This window comes from Rheinheimera hassiensis (assembly GCF_022436675.1).
Taxonomy (GTDB): Bacteria; Pseudomonadota; Gammaproteobacteria; order Enterobacterales; family Alteromonadaceae; genus Alishewanella; species Alishewanella hassiensis.
This window is the reverse complement of sequence record NZ_JAKUJZ010000006.1, coordinates 1-14,554: the sequence shown is the minus strand read 5'-3', so window position 1 is coordinate 14,554 and position 14,554 is coordinate 1. Positions and strand designations below refer to the sequence as shown.

Sequence of the window (14,554 nt, the reverse complement as noted above, 5' to 3'; positions counted from 1 at the left end):
TAAGCTCTAAGCCAACAAGCAACACTAACAGGAAACAGCAGCTTATTATGCGCGCTACAGTAAGCAGAACTATTGTGATTATGGGCGTAGCCGGCAGCGGTAAGTCGACCGTTGGCCAGTTACTGGCGCAGCAGCTGGGCTGGCGCTTTATTGAAGGCGACGATTTTCACAGCCCCGAGGCCAAACAAATGATGGCCAGTGGCATACCGCTGGCTGATCATTTACGTGAAAGCTGGGTGCAGGCACTGTGTAACGAGCTTAGCGCCTGCAAAGCGGCAAAGCAGCCTTGTGTGTTAAGTTATTCCGGCTTAATTGCCCGCCACCGTCAGCAAATTCGCAGCAGTGCAGATAACGCCCACTTCTTTTATCTGCAGGGTGATGCCACTTTGCTGGCACAGCGCCTGGCGCAGCGGCAAAATCATTTTATGCCGCCGGCTATGCTGCAAAGCCAGTTATTGACCATGCAAAGTTGCGACAATGAAAATGATATAACCATACTGGATATAATGCTGCCCGCAGCGAGGTTGGTGCAGCAGATAACACAGTTTTTAGCAGCGTAAAGCAACACCTGATTGCGCTATCATATTCAGCCGCAGAGCTGATGCCATAACAATTCATAATAATGGATAACAGGGTATGACAGTTACAGCAACGCAAAATACAGCCACAGCGGTACCGCTGCGCGAAAAAATCGGTTACGGCCTTGGTGATATGGGCTTTAACTTTTACTGGGCTAATATTTCAGCATTTTTGCTGATTTACTACACTGATGTTTTTGGTATCTCCGCCGCAGCGGCCGGTACCATGATGCTGGTCACCAAAATAGTCGATGCCTTTACCGATCCGTTAATGGGGGCAATTGCTGATCGTACCCGTAGCCGCTTTGGTAAATTCCGGCCCTATTTGTTATGGCTGGCGCTGCCGCTGGCCGGTGCCGGAGTGCTGACCTACAGTACGCCGGATTTAGGCGAAACCGGTAAACTGGTGTGGGCTTACGGCACCTATACGTTGTTAATGCTGGTGTATACCGCGATTAATATTCCTTACTCGGCCTTATCCGGTGTGATTACCAGCGACAGCCAGCAGCGTACTACGTTGGTGAGCTTTCGTTTTATCGGCGGTTTTAGCGGCGGTATCCTGGTAACTTATTTAACGCCCAAGTTAGTGCCGCTGCTGGGGCAGGGCGATGACGTGCTGGGCTGGCAGCTGACGATGCTGGTATTTGGTATTGCCGCTGCGCTGATGTTTTTAGTTACTTTTCTTACCACCAAAGAGCGGATCGCGCCGCTAAGCCTGCAACCTAATGCGGTGCGGCAGGATTTAACCGATTTAAAAAATAACAAACCCTGGCTGGTGTTGTTCGCGCTGGCGCTGATCATTATGGTGACCATTACCATGCGTGCCGGCAGCGGGGTGTACTACTTTAAATACTATGTAGAGCGGCCCGACTTAGTTGGCGAGTTTTTATCCTCTTATATGATGGCATTGGCACTGGGGGCGGCCGCCACACCGCTGATGACACGCTTTATCGATAAAAAACGCCTGATGGTGCTACTGATGTCCTTAGCAGGGATGCTTTCCATCAGTTTGTACTTTGTACCTGCTGATGCCGTAGGCGCTATTTTTGCACTGAATCTGGCGATTGGTTTTGTGCTGGGGCCAAAGTCACCACTGGCATTTTCAATGTATGCCGATACGGCCGATTACAATGAATGGCGCACCGGGCGCAGGGCTACCGCCATGACCTTTGCTGCTGCCACGTTTTCGCAAAAACTCGGTGGCGCTATTGCTTCGGCCTTAATTGGCTGGTTGCTGGCGGCGATTGGTTATGTAGCCAACGAGCAACAAAGCAGTGGCTCGCAAACCGGCATAGTGCTGCTGATTTCGGTGATCCCGGGTGTTATTGCGCTGCTGGCAGCCTTTGTTATGCGCTATTACAGCCTGGACAATACACAGTTGGCAAAAATTCAGTTTGATTTGCAACAGCGCAAGGCAGAAGCCGCACCGCTATAAGTTAATTTTATCCGGAGTACTATTTTGATGGCAGCCACAGGCATGCAACCTGGTGATAATAATCAGCGTTATGACTTATTCAGCCCCACTACCATGCCGCTGGCGGCGGCGTTTTTATGGAACAAGCAGTTAATGGTACAACTTAACTGCCGTGGCTATGCCACCGCGCAGTTTATGCAGCCGGAGCCCGCCAAATACGCTCATGCGCCTAACCTTGAAGCCAAAACCTTTATGCAGCCGGAGCAGCCGTATTACGCGCATCATCCTGGCCGTTTTGTCTATATTAAAGACGAGCAAAGTACTGAGGTGTTCTCGGTACCATACGAGCCGGTGCGCAGCAAAGCCGACAGCTTTGTGTTTTCTGCCGGTAAAAGCGATATCCGCTGGCAGCTACAGCAGCAGGGCCTGCAACTGGAATGGCAGCTATGTTTAAGCCCGGACCAGCCGCATGAGCTGTGGCAGCTTACCGTGACTAACCTGAGCGCACAGCCACGCGAGCTCAGCATCTACCCGTATTTTCCGGTCGGCTATATGTCGTGGATGAATCAGTCAGCAAAGTTTGAGCCAGCGCTAAATGCCATAGTATGCTCATCGGTTACGCCATATCAAAAATACCCAGATTACTTTAAAAACAAACAGTTAAAAGATAAAACCTTTTTATTGGCCGAGCAGGTACCCACCAGTTGGCAGTGCGCGCAGCAAGCGTTTGAAGGCGAGGGCGGCCTGCATGCACCGGCTGCTTTGCAGCAAACAGAACTCGATGGCGGCGATGCCTTATATGAAACCCCGGCTTGTGTGATGCAATACCGGCTGCAACTGGCAGGCGCTGCAACGCAGGTTTACCGCTTTGTATTTGGCCCGGCGCTGGATGAAAGCGAAATTGCCGCCGCGCGGCAGCGTTATTTTTTAACGCCGGATGGCTTTAGCAAAGCGCAGCAGCAGTACAGTGGTTATATTGCGCAGGGCCAGGGCTGTTTAACCATTGAAACACCGGATGGCGCGCTGGATAACTTTGTAAACCACTGGCTACCGCGCCAGGTGTATTACCACGGCGATGTAAACCGGCTTACCACAGATCCTCAAACCCGCAATTATCTGCAGGATAATATGGGCATGAGCTATGTGCGGCCGGAGGCATTTCGCACGGCGCTATTAACGGCGCTGGCGCAGCAGCACAGCAGCGGCGAAATGCCGGATGGTATTTTGCTGCACCCCGACGCCGAGCTGAAATATATTAATCAGGTGCCGCATACCGACCAATGTGTCTGGCTGCCGGTGTGTTTAGCGGCTTATCTGGCCGAAACCAACGACACTGCCTTATTGCAGCAACAGCTCGCCTTTGGCGACAGCGCTGAGCAAGCCACTGTGTTTGAACATATTTGCCGCGCCATGAGCTGGTTGCTGCATAAACGTGACGAGCGTGGCCTGAGCTTTATTGAGCAGGGCGACTGGTGCGATCCGATGAATATGGTCGGCTACAAAGGTCGTGGTGTATCAGGCTGGTTGTCACTGGCTGCGGCGTATGCGCTTAACTGCTGGGCCGATATTTGTCAGCAACTGGGCGAGCTTCAGCGCGCTGAGCAATACCGCAGTGATGCACACAGCTTTAATCAGGCGGTTAACCATTATCTTTGGGACGGCAAATGGTATGGCCGCGGCATTACCGACGACAATGTGGTTTTTGGCGTCAGTAAAGATGCCGAGGGCCGTATTTACCTGAACCCACAAAGCTGGGCCATGTTAAGTGGTGCAGCTAATCCGGAACAATTGCAGCTGATGCTGGCCGAAATTGATGACCAACTTGCCACACCTTACGGCGTGCAAATGCTGGCACCGGCCTATACTGCAATGCGCGACGATGTGGGCCGTGTAACGCAAAAGCACCCGGGCTCGGCTGAAAATGGCTCGGTGTATAACCATGCGGCGGCGTTTTACCTGTATGCGCTGTACCAGATTAACCAGCCGGATAAGGCGTTTGCGGTGCTACGCCAGATGCTACCCGGCAGCACAGAGCAAGACTGTCTGCAGCGCGGCCAGTTACCGGTGTTTATCCCGAATTACTATCGCGGTGCTTACCAACAATTCCCACGCACAGCCGGGCGTTCCAGCCAGTTATTTAATACCGGCACGGTGCACTGGGTATATCGCGCATTAATTGAAGGGCTGTTTGGTGTAAAAGGTTGTGCCGATGGCTTATTGCTGCAGCCGCAACTGCCGACCGATTGGCCGCAGGTTAAGCTTAAGCGGCAATTTCGTGGGGCAGAGTTTTCTATCCTAATGCGCCGGCAAAGCGGCATCAAAGTAGCACAGCTAAGTGTCGATGGCCGTTTATTGGCCGAGCCGCTTATTCGCGACATTGTTGCCGGCCAGCATTATCAGGTAGAGCTGCTACTACCGCCGGTTTAATAACAGCATAAGGAACAGCTATGATCCGCATTGGCTTATTAGGCGCTGCCCGTATCAGCGACAAAGCGATATTTCAGCCGCTGAAGCAACTGGATGGCTTTGTGCTGCAAGCCGTGGCAGCATCGACAACAGCGCGGGCCCGGCAGTATGCCGGCGAGCATGGCATCTTACATGTCGCCGACAGTTATCGGGCCTTGCTGGAGCGAAGCGATATCGACCTGATTTACAATGCCCTGCCACCTTCAGAGCATGCGCATTGGACCATACAAGCCTTGCAACAGGGCAAACATGTGTTGTGCGAAAAGCCGTTTGCTATGGATGAAACCGAAGCCAAAGCCATGGTGCAGGCGGCAAAAACCTCCGGCAAGGTACTGCTGGAGGCATTTCATTACCGCTTTCATCCGCTGTTTGTTGAGGTAATGCGCCTGGTGCAGGCCGGTACTATTGGCACTATCAGCCATCTACGTGCCAATTTTTCGGTGCGGATCCCGTATTTTGCCGGTTCGCTGCGCCATGAAGCGGCACTGGGCGGCGGCGCCATGATGGATTTAGGCTGTTATCCGCTGCATTGGGTGCGTACTGTTATGGGCTCTGAGCCGGGGCAGGAGCCGCAAGTGTTAAGCGCTAACTGTATTACAGCCAGTGCGACAAATGGCGGTGAGCAAATTGATATAACCTCGCAGGCGCAGCTGCAATTTGCCAACGGCGCTATTGCCGATATCGGCACCAGCATGGCAGAGCATTTAAGCCGCACACCCGATACCAGCCTGGTGTTGGAAGGTAGTTTGGGCAGTATTGAAGTCACCGGGCTGATTACACCGCAACAGGGCAACAGTATAAAAGTGATGACTGCCGGGGCCGAGCGGCAATACAGTGTGCCCGGCCATAGCACCTATTATTATCAGCTAAAGCATGTGCAAGATTGCCTGCAAGGCAGTGCCACAGCGTTAACCGGCGGCGCCGATGCGATTAATAATATGCGTTTGCTCGACCAGATCTATCAGCATGCCGGGCTGCTTAGTCGCGGCAGTTGCCGTAGTTAGCCGTGGCCGGTGCCGTAATGAGTTTGTCGCAGTGGGTTTAGTCTGCCAGGGGGTTAAAATACAGCTGCCACTGGCTGGCGCTGACTTTTAAATAACTGCTTTGCGTATACCAGTCGCCCAATACATAGCGCTCTGCGGGCTGGCCATTTATCTCAAGCTTATGCACCGCCGGTCTGTGGGTATGGCCGTGGATCAGCTTTAATACCCCGGCCTCTGCCATCACTTTGGGCACTTCGTCCGGGGTAACATCCATAATTTGTGGCTGTTGCTGCCCTTGCTGCTGTTGAGAAGAGTAGCGTGCCTTGTGCATAGCACTTTTACGCCGTGCCTTAGCAGCGATACCCTGGCGGAAGGCTATCGGCGTTTTTAACAATAACCACTGCCACCACGGCTGGTTCCACCATTTACGAAATTTCTGGTAGGCAATATCCAGCGTACACAGGCTGTCGCCGTGCATAATCAGCGTAGGTGTGCCGTACAAGTCGATAACCTGCTGCTGCGGCAGCAACTGCATACCGGCGCGGTTGGCATAGCCCTGGCGTAAAACAAAATCACGGTTACCGTGAATAAAATAAATGGGTACCTGAGCGCTAAGCGTGGCTAATGCGGTAGCTACGGTATCAAGCAATGGCTCGGGGTTATCGTCACCAATCCATACTTCAAATAAATCGCCGAGAATATACAGCGCATCAGCATGGATGGCTTGCTCACGCAAAAAGCGCAAAAAGGCAGCGGTAATATCACGCCGATCTGCTGCTAAATGCAGATCGGCGATAAACAGCGTGTGCTGCTCAGACATCAGCTCTGGCATCAGCTCTGACATTAACAGGGCTTAAGCATGCAGTTCAGCTTTTTCAATTACTACCGGTTTTACCGGCACGTCGCTGTGGCCGGCATTGCGGCCGGTGGCCACTTTTTTAATCTCGTCAACCACGTCCATACCTTCAACCACTTCGCCAAATACGCAGTAACCCCAGCCGGAGCCGGTTTCAGAGCTGAAGTTTAAGAAGTCGTTATCGGCGATGTTTATGAAGAATTGGCATGTCGCTGAATGCGGCTCATTGGTGCGTGCCATAGCAATAGTGCCTTTTTTATTTGGCACTTTGTTGTTGGCTTCGTTTTTAATCTGGCCTTTGGTGTCTTTTTGCTCCATATCGACAGTAAAACCGCCGCCCTGGATCATAAAACCGTTAATTACGCGGTGAAAAATGGTGTTGTCGTAAAAACCGTCTTTTACATAGCTGATAAAGTTTTCCACAGTAGCAGGGGCTTTGTCGGCAAACAGGTTTAATTTAATTACGCCGTAATTGGTGTGTAAGCTAATCATAATAAGGTGTCCTTAGTTCAAAGTGGCGCTATTCTAACGTAGTCAGGCCAAATCATAAAGCAAGGATAGCCGGGTTAAGGTGCCGGTGATACACTAGCGCGCTGGTGCAGCAGCTGCACTGGTTTAGCGTTTTTTAGTCAAAGGACTTCGAGGAAGACATGTTACAAATTTATAATACCTTAAGCAGAAAAAAAGAATTGTTCACGCCAATTGAACCCGGTAAAGCAGGGCTCTATGTCTGCGGTATTACTATTTATGACTACTGTCATGTCGGCCACGCCCGCACTTATGTTGCCTTTGACGTAATAAACCGCTACCTGCGCTTTTTGGGTTACGACGTAACCTATGTGCGTAATATTACCGACGTAGACGACAAAATTATTAAGCGTGCCGCCGAGAACAACGAAAGCTGCGACGCCTTAACTGAACGCTTTACCCAAGCCATGCACGCCGATTTTGCTGCGCTGGGTTTAATGCCGGCCGATATAGAGCCGCGCGTTACTACCCATATGGCCGAAATTATCGCCCTGATTGAAACCCTGGTTGCCAAAGGCTATGCCTATGTTGCGGCCGATGGCGATGTGTTGTTTGATGTGAGCAAATACGAAGCCTATGGCGAGCTTAGCCAGCAAAACCTGGAGATGCTGCAATCCGGCTCACGGGTAGAAGTGGCCGACAATAAAGACGATCCGCTGGATTTCGTCTTATGGAAAGGCGCCAAGCCGGGCGAGCCGTTTTGGCAATCACCGTGGGGCAATGGCCGCCCTGGCTGGCATATTGAATGTTCTGCCATGAGCGCTAAGCATTTAGGCGAGCATTTTGATATTCACGGTGGCGGTTCAGACTTACAGTTTCCGCACCACGAAAACGAAATAGCCCAGTCTACCTGTGCCCATGGCCACAAGTACGTTAATACCTGGATCCACACCGGTATGGTGCAGGTAGATAAAGAGAAAATGTCTAAATCCTTAGGCAACTTCTTTACGGTAAAAGACGTACTGGCAGAATACAACGCCGAGGCGGTACGCTATTTTTTATTATCCAGCCAATACCGCAGCCAGCTGAACTACTCGGCAGAGAACTTAACCCAGGCGCATGCTGCCTTAGGCCGCTTATACACCGCGCTGCGTAATGTCACGCCAAGCCACAGTATTGATTTAAACAGCCCGTATATTGTGCGTTTTAAAGCGGCAATGGATGATGATTTCAACACGCCGGAAGCTTTACCGGTGTTGTTTGAACTGGCGCGTGAAGTAAACCGCTTTAAAGAAACCGAACCGGTCAAGGCTGCCGAGCTGGCAGGCGTATTAAACCTGTTAGCCGGTGTGCTGGGTTTACTGCAGGGCGATGCTGAGACCTTCTTACAATCAGGCGCATCTGATGACGATGTAGCTGAAATAGAAGCGCTGATCGCAAAGCGCAACACCGCCCGCGCTAATAAAGACTGGGCAGCAGCAGACGCCGCCCGCGATGCGTTAACGGCCAAAGGTATTATCGTAGAAGATAAAAACGGCGTAACCAGCTGGCGTAAAGGCTGATTTAACAACCGTTGATTAGAAAAACCGCCTGCTGGCGGTTTTTTTGTGCGTGAATGTTGTTGCAGGCAACAGCTGTAAGTTAGCTGATATTCGGCTGAAAAAATGCTGTATTTGCATACATGTAGTGCCCAAGAGCTGGTTGTGCTTTGTTAGACGGATTAATCCGTATTTGTCAGCAACTTTAGCATCAGTTGTACCTGTAACTTGTTGTAAGTTCAAAGTAAGCGGTGTAATGTTCATTACATTAAATTGACAAAGGCGGAAAGGTCCGTGTTTAAATACGGATTGTTCCGCCTAATAAGCGTTAGAGTACTTTCTTATGCCCTTTGATTTAGCCGAAAGCTATATCCATACAGCTGAGCAACTATTAGGGGCAACGCTGCCAGATTCGTACCGACTCTCAATGCTCAAACGAAATGGTGGAGAGCTAGAGCTCGAAGACGATGTTTGGCAGCAGTATCCAATAGCTGACACATCTGATAGAAAACGCATCTCTCGCACCGCAAATCACATCATAAAAGAGACACAGCACTTTAAAAGCTGGCCAGGGTTCCCTAAAGAGGCAGTAGCCATTGCAGGTAATGGCAGCGGCGACCAGCTAGTTTTACTAAAGGAAGGCACATCATTCGGGCAAGAAATTTATATTTGGGCACATGAAACCGGTGAGCTTCAAAAAATTGCCCATAATTTTTCCGCGTTAACAGCACTCTAACAAATGGTTCAAGCCGCTCGCTTCGCTCACTGGGACCGGCTAAAGCCGGCCCCTTAACCAAACGTTATACGGTATTCAAAATATGACTCCGAACGAAATCAAAAATAAGTTCGACGATATCGCCGATAGAGTAATGATTTTAAGCAGCGAGCTTACTGAATTGACAGCTTTACTGCAGCTTTCTGGAGATCGTAAAGCTGTTCAAGCGATGATAACCGATTTACATTGGATCGCAGAAAACTGCACAGTTGTTGGCCTTCATCAGGTTGGAGAAGCTCTTGATGATGATATGGGAATGGGTGATGTTTAATAATCTGTTTTCATATTTTGACATCGATGATGCGTATAACAAACGCAGTCACAAACGGCCACTGCGTGGCCTGGACCTCAACCGCTGCGCGCGTTTCGGCCTGTGCTGCGAGCGTTAGGCATTTAAAAGGACGTTAAGTGAACTGGGCACGAATTGCTAGATACACAGTGATCTTCTTTATATGTTCTGTTGCTTCGGGTGTTCCACTGGGGTATGTAATGGGACGCTATGATTCAGCTGGTGAAATTATTCCAAGCTGGATTTACTGGAGCTTTATTTTTCTTTCTATGTTTGTCGAAGCAACGATCATTTATTTTTTAGTGAAGAATCAGAGTAAGTTTGCTTTTACACATGCATTTATAGTTATTTTTCTAAGTTCTTTAATTTCATCATGTATTCTGTTTTTACTGGTTGGCGATGCTCTTTTGGGCGGCTGGCAAATTGATTATGTGAGTATGTTTATTTCGCTTTTGTTTGGTGTTGCCTTGGGCAAGCAAGCAGCAACAAGTTCAGGTGTTGTAAATGCCTAACAAGCGCCATCAAAAACGCGCCCTTTGGGCGCTCGACTCGCAACAAGTTGCTCGCGTTTGTGGCGGGCGTTAGGAGATATTCAAGTTGAGCGTCGGTGCGCAGATAGAGAAATTTTATCAGGAGGCTACTGCCAATCAATATCTTTGGTTTGCGGAAAATCCAGATGGGACTTTCTTAGAGTTTGATGTAAAAGATAACCGTGTTTCTTTGCCGCTTTGGTCTTCCAAATCGAGAATACAAAGACTTAAGAAGCTTAACCCTGACCTTCTAGGAGAAGTAGAACCTAGAGGTATCTCATGGGAAAAATTCAAGGAGGTTGTGGTGCCAATACTAGTTCAGAAAAACAGGCTCGTTAACCTAAATTTAAGCGGAAAAAATTTAACTGGCTTCGATTTGCCTTTGGAGCAGTTAATTCGAAATTTCGAGGCTATTAGCAGTGTCTCCTAACAAGTTGCACCAGCTGACATTTTTTCCATCGCTTTTTTTGTGGTTGTGTACCACAAAAGCGCTCTTCCAAAAATGCTGCTGTGCAAGGCGTTAGGGCTAAGATGTGAATCGAGCATTTGGTAAAATATTCAAAAGCGAAACTGGCGTTGAATACGGCGTAATCCGAAAAGCCAAGGAGCCATTTCCTGAAGTCTTATCCACTTCGAATGTCCTTGCCGAAGACGATTGCGGCAACTATTTCGTTCTGCGTAACGAGGCTGTGTGCTTCTGGGATCACGAAACAGGAGAGAACGCGTTTCTTTCTAAGTCAGTAGATGATTTTGTTTCTAGGTGTTCCGCTCCAGAAGAAGTTGAACTAGAGCCTGGCCAAATAGAGTCGGCTTGGATAGATCCCGAGTTTGCAAAGCAAATCGGCATCAAGAGCAAGCCCTAACAAGCGCATGTTTCGGACAAATTTCCGCTGCGCTCCAATTTGCCGCAAATGCGAGCGTTATATGTCATTTAGGAAAGTTCGATGAAATGTCCCGTGTGTTCTGAGGAGTTCGGTTACTTACGATTGAAAGACTTGGAAAAAACAAAAAAGGAAACATTATTTCATTGCCCTAAATGCTCGCAAAAACTTAGCAATTCATCACTATTAGAAATCCAGAGAAAGGTAGATTTTTTCATCTATGGAGGACTAGTTTTCTTGATGGTAGTGCTTGGGATCGAATACATCGTCTCAGGTGAGTCAATGAGCACAGTTTCTACAATTTTAATAATGACTATTTGTCCTATATCGTTGTTTTTAGGTTACTTGCAAATTAAAAAGATGGATACAGCAGAGTATCGGAAAGCTGGTGAAAAAAATGCCATATAACAAGTTACTTAATTTCGTTCCGGCCACAAACAGCGTGGCCTCCACGGGACTGCCTACGCTGCGCAGCGGCAGCCCATTAGTAATGCGTTATATTTTTTTGTGAGTATTGGTGTGATAACTAAGCTTGAAAAGAAACATTTGCCATGGTGGAGAAGAAGCGCGCCACCCTGGTGGCTGTTTATGCTGCTATTTTTTTATTTTATTTATGTTGTTGTTTCTGATACCTACGAATCTTTTGAACGTTTGGAAAATTTCAAAAGTGGGCTAAGTCAGACTAATAAACCTATTTACTATTTCGAGACCAGTAAGGTTACAGAAGAGCCCATAGCAAATAGCGAAACTAAGTTGCTCAGTTCAGATTTACTTGAATGCTTGCTTACAGCTGATGAAACGATAGTTCCTAAACGACCACCGCCGAATGATAATGCTTCATTTCTAAGCTTTGAATTGGCTGGTAACTCTATAAAACTTGAAATAAGGCAGCATAATAGTGTTTTTTGGTATACGGCGTGGGTTAAACAAGCTTATGGCTACAAAGGTTACGGTTTTAAGGCATATGGTAAATGCGTCATACCGTAGCATCAGAAAAAAATATAACAAACGCCATCAAAAACGCGGCCTTTGGCCGCTCGACTCGCAACAAGTTGCTCGCGTTTGTGGCGGGCGTTAAATGGCAATTATGAACACAGACGGTTTCAGGCTTTACGCAGGGGAAAATGTTTCATCTCATGCTACTTTCGAATTGGCAAAAGAAGCAGCCCAAAAATATATGCCCAGTGAAAAATATCTTCGGATAGAAATATTGGTTGAGATTGCTCCAGGTGATGCAGATTGGTGGGCTTTTGAATACGGAAAAAATGAGTGGGTTCCATCATGAGCACTGTAGTTGGAAGCCATTTAACAAGGCGCATCACTCGCGGCCTGTGGCCGCTGGGATGCCAACCGCTGCGCGGTCGTCACCCGTGTGCTTTGCGTTAGGCGTACCAGATGTCACACGACGAGCATAAGAATGACATCCGAATCGGAGAAAACGAGTGGATCGCATTCATTGATTTATCCGGGCGGTACGAGTCAGCTATAAATATTGATCATATAATTCATAAAACATCAGACCTATGGAACTCCTTGGAAACCGAGTGCGTTGCTGGCTGCTGCGGCATTGATGCTTTTTCTTTTTACCCTAAAGACATCATCAGCGCGATATCAGAAAACGATAACTCCCAGCTTGGGGCCTTGATCCAAGAAACCATAAATGAAATAGAGTGCCTTCCAACCACTGTAGTAGTTAGTAATCGTCTCAACAATTACGAAGACAAAGCCGTTTTCATTGCACTTCTAAACCACTTGCTCAAAGTCATTACAAGCACCAATGAACACGCCTAACAAATGGTTCAAGTCGCTCGCTTCGCTCACTCGGGACCGGCTAAAGCCGGCCCCTTAACCAAACGTTATATGTTTTCAATCATCAAAGAAGGATTTAAAAATGAGTAAATCAACCGCAGATTTGGTACGCATTGCGGCCGCAGGTGGTGGAATGACGTTATCATCGGGTAAATCAACCGCAGATTTAGTTAGAATCGCAGCTGCTGGTCAGGGCTGTGTTACGTTTGATTTATCAGCATAGTTAACAACATATAACAAGGCGCTTAAACGGAAAAAATACAGTTGGCTGCTGCTCGTTCCTCGCGCATTTTGGCCAACAGTATTTTTCCGCTTAGCTTGGCGTTAGGTGCTATTAGAGATATGAGCGAAGTTCATAAATGTCCAAAATGTTCGAGTGATCTCGGTATGTCAGGAGGGCAATATTGTTGTTGGAATTCAACTTGTGATTTCCGTTCGTACCGCCCTTGGATTACTCCGCCTGAAAAAAGCGGAGAGCATGAAATTTCTAATGAGCTAGAAACAGTTATTGGTGAATGTCTAAATGCATCAGCTGTCGGTCCTTTCTTCGTAGATAATGGAGCTAAAGATAATCCATATTGGGAATATCAAACATTATTGGGCTTTTCTCCAGAGGAGGTTCAGGAAATATCTAAACAATGGCCAAATGTGGATGTTTCCGATGTGTTCGTTTCCGAACTTATAGGTAGTTGTTTTGCCAACTTGCTGGGCTACCCTCACAAGTGCGAGAAATATTGGTCAGAGTACTTTTCAGTAAATCGTCAACAATTATTTGAATTTGCAAATTCTTGGAGGCAATCCAAATATGCGTAAATCACCTAACAAAAGTAGGCAAGCGACAAATATTGCGTCGCTCCGTTTGTGTATGGGCTTCGCCCATTTTACACAAACTCCACAACACAATATTTGTGCCTGCTACTGGCGTTATGTGGCGCTTAGATTTAGCATTTTGCCGAGGTTTCGATATTGAAAAAACAACACCCAGTAATAGAAGCGCCATTTTCATACAATCTTGCTAGCTTTATATGGAGCATAAATCCAGTAGATCAGTCTCAATCGTTTATTGAACTACATTTAGAAAAGAACGGCTTGGTTAAGAAAGTACGCTTTGATCAACCAACTGAAGTTAAAATTGAAGAAGGTTTTTCTGGGTGCATTTCTGGGTTGGAAATTTTAGACATTAGTTTTTATCAGCTGTGTAACATCGGTGTTGAAGTAAGCAATTTTGAGCCTGTAGAAGGAATTTCCTTCAAATCAAAAAATGCTTATATTGTTGAATAGCACATAACAAGGTGTTCCAACACCGCTCCGGCGCTCCGCGCCTCCACTCGACAGTTTGTAAGTAGCGCATTTAGCGAATTGCTGCGCAAAGTTTATCGCAATGCGCTACTTACAAACTGCGGTTGAACACAACGTTAAATTGCACGAGGTAGTAAGTGGTATCACCTGAAATATTGCATGAACTTGCACTAAAGCATTCTGACAAAACTAAGTTTTTTGCAGTTTCGTTTTTCTTCTTCTTAGTATGTTTCTTTTATATTGCAGGCAGCAGTACAAGTCAGCAATTAAGCTTAACAGGAGTGTTCGGATTGCTGTTGGGGTTTGCCGCAGCACAGTGCTTTTTTATCGTATGTTTTTTGCTGTCGTTCAAAAGCTTAGGCTCTCGGGAATCTACCGATCCAATGTGGTACTTAGTGAGCAGAGGTTTAGAATGGGTTAAGACCATTCTTATGTTATTGGTGCTTCCAATGCCATTAATAGCTCTGGTAATCACAGTTTTTGTATTTATCGGGCAAGCAATTTAACAAGTTGCTTAATTTCGTTCCGGCCACAAAAAAACATGGCCTCCACTGGACTGCCTACGCTGCGCTGCGGCAGCCAATTAGCAAAGCGTTGAGGCTGTAGAAAAACCTCTTTTCACGCGATCGAGTTTGTGATCAAATAGTGTTGTCTGATTAAAAAATGGA

Annotated in this window: 20 protein-coding genes; 18 read left to right on the top strand and 2 right to left on the bottom strand. The window is 47.6% G+C overall.

All coding sequences use genetic code 11. The features are described from left to right. Positions 1-47: 47 nt before the first annotated feature. From MJX74_RS13495 to MJX74_RS13480, 4 genes are all read left to right on the top strand, one after another. Positions 48-560 carry a gluconokinase gene (locus tag MJX74_RS13495; RefSeq protein ID WP_240223348.1) on the top strand — a complete coding sequence of 171 codons (513 nt, stop codon included), beginning with the start codon at positions 48-50 and terminating at the stop codon, positions 558-560. Positions 561-636: 76 nt separating this feature from the next. Further along, complete coding sequence (locus MJX74_RS13490; RefSeq protein WP_240223347.1) at positions 637-2,013, top strand: MFS transporter; 1,377 nt, start codon at positions 637-639, stop codon at positions 2,011-2,013. Positions 2,014-2,040: 27 nt separating this feature from the next. Further along, positions 2,041-4,419, top strand: coding sequence for a GH36-type glycosyl hydrolase domain-containing protein (locus tag MJX74_RS13485; RefSeq protein WP_240223776.1), 2,379 nt, complete (start codon positions 2,041-2,043; stop codon positions 4,417-4,419). Between the two features lie 20 nt (positions 4,420-4,439). Then, entirely contained in the window at positions 4,440-5,462 is a 1,023-nt protein-coding gene (locus tag MJX74_RS13480) for a Gfo/Idh/MocA family protein (RefSeq protein WP_240223346.1), read from the top strand. Positions 5,463-5,499: 37 nt separating this feature from the next. On the opposite strand, the gene MJX74_RS13475 is transcribed toward MJX74_RS13480, so the two are convergent. Continuing rightward, positions 5,500-6,285, bottom strand: coding sequence for a UDP-2,3-diacylglucosamine diphosphatase (locus tag MJX74_RS13475; RefSeq protein ID WP_338052279.1), 786 nt, complete (start codon positions 6,283-6,285; stop codon positions 5,500-5,502). Positions 6,286-6,294: 9 nt separating this feature from the next. Continuing rightward, positions 6,295-6,789: a peptidylprolyl isomerase gene (locus MJX74_RS13470; protein WP_240223345.1), complete on the bottom strand. Its 495-nt coding sequence runs from the start codon at positions 6,787-6,789 to the stop codon at positions 6,295-6,297. A 158-nt stretch (positions 6,790-6,947) separates the two neighbouring features. Between MJX74_RS13470 and cysS the strand changes: the two genes are divergently transcribed. The 14 genes from cysS (at position 6,948) to MJX74_RS13400 (ending at position 14,392) form a co-directional block, all read left to right on the top strand. Next, on the top strand, positions 6,948-8,327 hold the full coding sequence (gene cysS, locus MJX74_RS13465) for a cysteine--tRNA ligase (protein ID WP_240223344.1): 1,380 nt from the start codon (positions 6,948-6,950) through the stop codon (positions 8,325-8,327). A gap of 319 nt (positions 8,328-8,646) precedes the next feature. Next, entirely contained in the window at positions 8,647-9,039 is a 393-nt protein-coding gene (locus MJX74_RS13460) for an SMI1/KNR4 family protein (RefSeq protein WP_240223343.1), read from the top strand. Positions 9,040-9,121: 82 nt separating this feature from the next. Further along, complete coding sequence (locus MJX74_RS13455) at positions 9,122-9,349, top strand: hypothetical protein (protein WP_240223342.1); 228 nt, start codon at positions 9,122-9,124, stop codon at positions 9,347-9,349. Between the two features lie 137 nt (positions 9,350-9,486). Next, positions 9,487-9,879 (top strand): hypothetical protein, encoded by a 393-nt coding sequence (locus tag MJX74_RS13450; protein WP_240223341.1) that lies wholly within the window; start codon positions 9,487-9,489, stop codon positions 9,877-9,879. Between the two features lie 85 nt (positions 9,880-9,964). Beyond that, on the top strand, positions 9,965-10,327 hold the full coding sequence (locus MJX74_RS13445; RefSeq protein WP_240223340.1) for a DUF2750 domain-containing protein: 363 nt from the start codon (positions 9,965-9,967) through the stop codon (positions 10,325-10,327). A gap of 103 nt (positions 10,328-10,430) precedes the next feature. After that, on the top strand, positions 10,431-10,760 hold the full coding sequence (locus tag MJX74_RS13440; RefSeq protein ID WP_240223339.1) for an SMI1/KNR4 family protein: 330 nt from the start codon (positions 10,431-10,433) through the stop codon (positions 10,758-10,760). Between the two features lie 81 nt (positions 10,761-10,841). Next, complete coding sequence (locus MJX74_RS13435) at positions 10,842-11,186, top strand: hypothetical protein (RefSeq protein WP_240223338.1); 345 nt, start codon at positions 10,842-10,844, stop codon at positions 11,184-11,186. Between the two features lie 99 nt (positions 11,187-11,285). Further along, positions 11,286-11,765 carry a hypothetical protein gene (locus MJX74_RS13430; RefSeq protein WP_240223337.1) on the top strand — a complete coding sequence of 160 codons (480 nt, stop codon included), beginning with the start codon at positions 11,286-11,288 and terminating at the stop codon, positions 11,763-11,765. A 91-nt stretch (positions 11,766-11,856) separates the two neighbouring features. Then, positions 11,857-12,063 carry a hypothetical protein gene (locus MJX74_RS13425; RefSeq protein ID WP_240223336.1) on the top strand — a complete coding sequence of 69 codons (207 nt, stop codon included), beginning with the start codon at positions 11,857-11,859 and terminating at the stop codon, positions 12,061-12,063. 110 nt (positions 12,064-12,173) lie between these two features. Then, complete coding sequence (locus tag MJX74_RS13420; RefSeq protein ID WP_240223335.1) at positions 12,174-12,569, top strand: DUF6331 family protein; 396 nt, start codon at positions 12,174-12,176, stop codon at positions 12,567-12,569. Between the two features lie 100 nt (positions 12,570-12,669). Continuing rightward, positions 12,670-12,810, top strand: coding sequence for a hypothetical protein (locus tag MJX74_RS13415; protein ID WP_240223334.1), 141 nt, complete (start codon positions 12,670-12,672; stop codon positions 12,808-12,810). 41 nt (positions 12,811-12,851) lie between these two features. Then, positions 12,852-13,400, top strand: a complete 549-nt coding sequence (locus tag MJX74_RS13410) for a hypothetical protein (protein ID WP_240223333.1) — start codon at positions 12,852-12,854, stop codon at positions 13,398-13,400. A 153-nt stretch (positions 13,401-13,553) separates the two neighbouring features. Further along, positions 13,554-13,868, top strand: a complete 315-nt coding sequence (locus MJX74_RS13405) for a hypothetical protein (RefSeq protein ID WP_240223332.1) — start codon at positions 13,554-13,556, stop codon at positions 13,866-13,868. Between the two features lie 155 nt (positions 13,869-14,023). Then, positions 14,024-14,392: a hypothetical protein gene (locus MJX74_RS13400; RefSeq protein WP_240223331.1), complete on the top strand. Its 369-nt coding sequence runs from the start codon at positions 14,024-14,026 to the stop codon at positions 14,390-14,392. Positions 14,393-14,554: the final 162 nt, after the last annotated feature.

Coding starts and splice junctions, on each gene's coding strand:
- MJX74_RS13495 (WP_240223348.1), top strand. CDS start 48: ATGCGCGCTACAGTAAGCAGAACTATTGTGATTATGGGCGTAGCCGGC.
- MJX74_RS13490 (WP_240223347.1), top strand. CDS start 637: ATGACAGTTACAGCAACGCAAAATACAGCCACAGCGGTACCGCTGCGC.
- MJX74_RS13485 (WP_240223776.1), top strand. CDS start 2,041: ATGGCAGCCACAGGCATGCAACCTGGTGATAATAATCAGCGTTATGAC.
- MJX74_RS13480 (WP_240223346.1), top strand. CDS start 4,440: ATGATCCGCATTGGCTTATTAGGCGCTGCCCGTATCAGCGACAAAGCG.
- MJX74_RS13475 (WP_338052279.1), bottom strand. CDS start 6,285: ATGTCAGAGCTGATGCCAGAGCTGATGTCTGAGCAGCACACGCTGTTT.
- MJX74_RS13470 (WP_240223345.1), bottom strand. CDS start 6,789: ATGATTAGCTTACACACCAATTACGGCGTAATTAAATTAAACCTGTTT.
- cysS (WP_240223344.1), top strand. CDS start 6,948: ATGTTACAAATTTATAATACCTTAAGCAGAAAAAAAGAATTGTTCACG.
- MJX74_RS13460 (WP_240223343.1), top strand. CDS start 8,647: ATGCCCTTTGATTTAGCCGAAAGCTATATCCATACAGCTGAGCAACTA.
- MJX74_RS13455 (WP_240223342.1), top strand. CDS start 9,122: ATGACTCCGAACGAAATCAAAAATAAGTTCGACGATATCGCCGATAGA.
- MJX74_RS13435 (WP_240223338.1), top strand. CDS start 10,842: ATGAAATGTCCCGTGTGTTCTGAGGAGTTCGGTTACTTACGATTGAAA.
- MJX74_RS13425 (WP_240223336.1), top strand. CDS start 11,857: ATGGCAATTATGAACACAGACGGTTTCAGGCTTTACGCAGGGGAAAAT.
- MJX74_RS13420 (WP_240223335.1), top strand. CDS start 12,174: ATGTCACACGACGAGCATAAGAATGACATCCGAATCGGAGAAAACGAG.
- MJX74_RS13415 (WP_240223334.1), top strand. CDS start 12,670: ATGAGTAAATCAACCGCAGATTTGGTACGCATTGCGGCCGCAGGTGGT.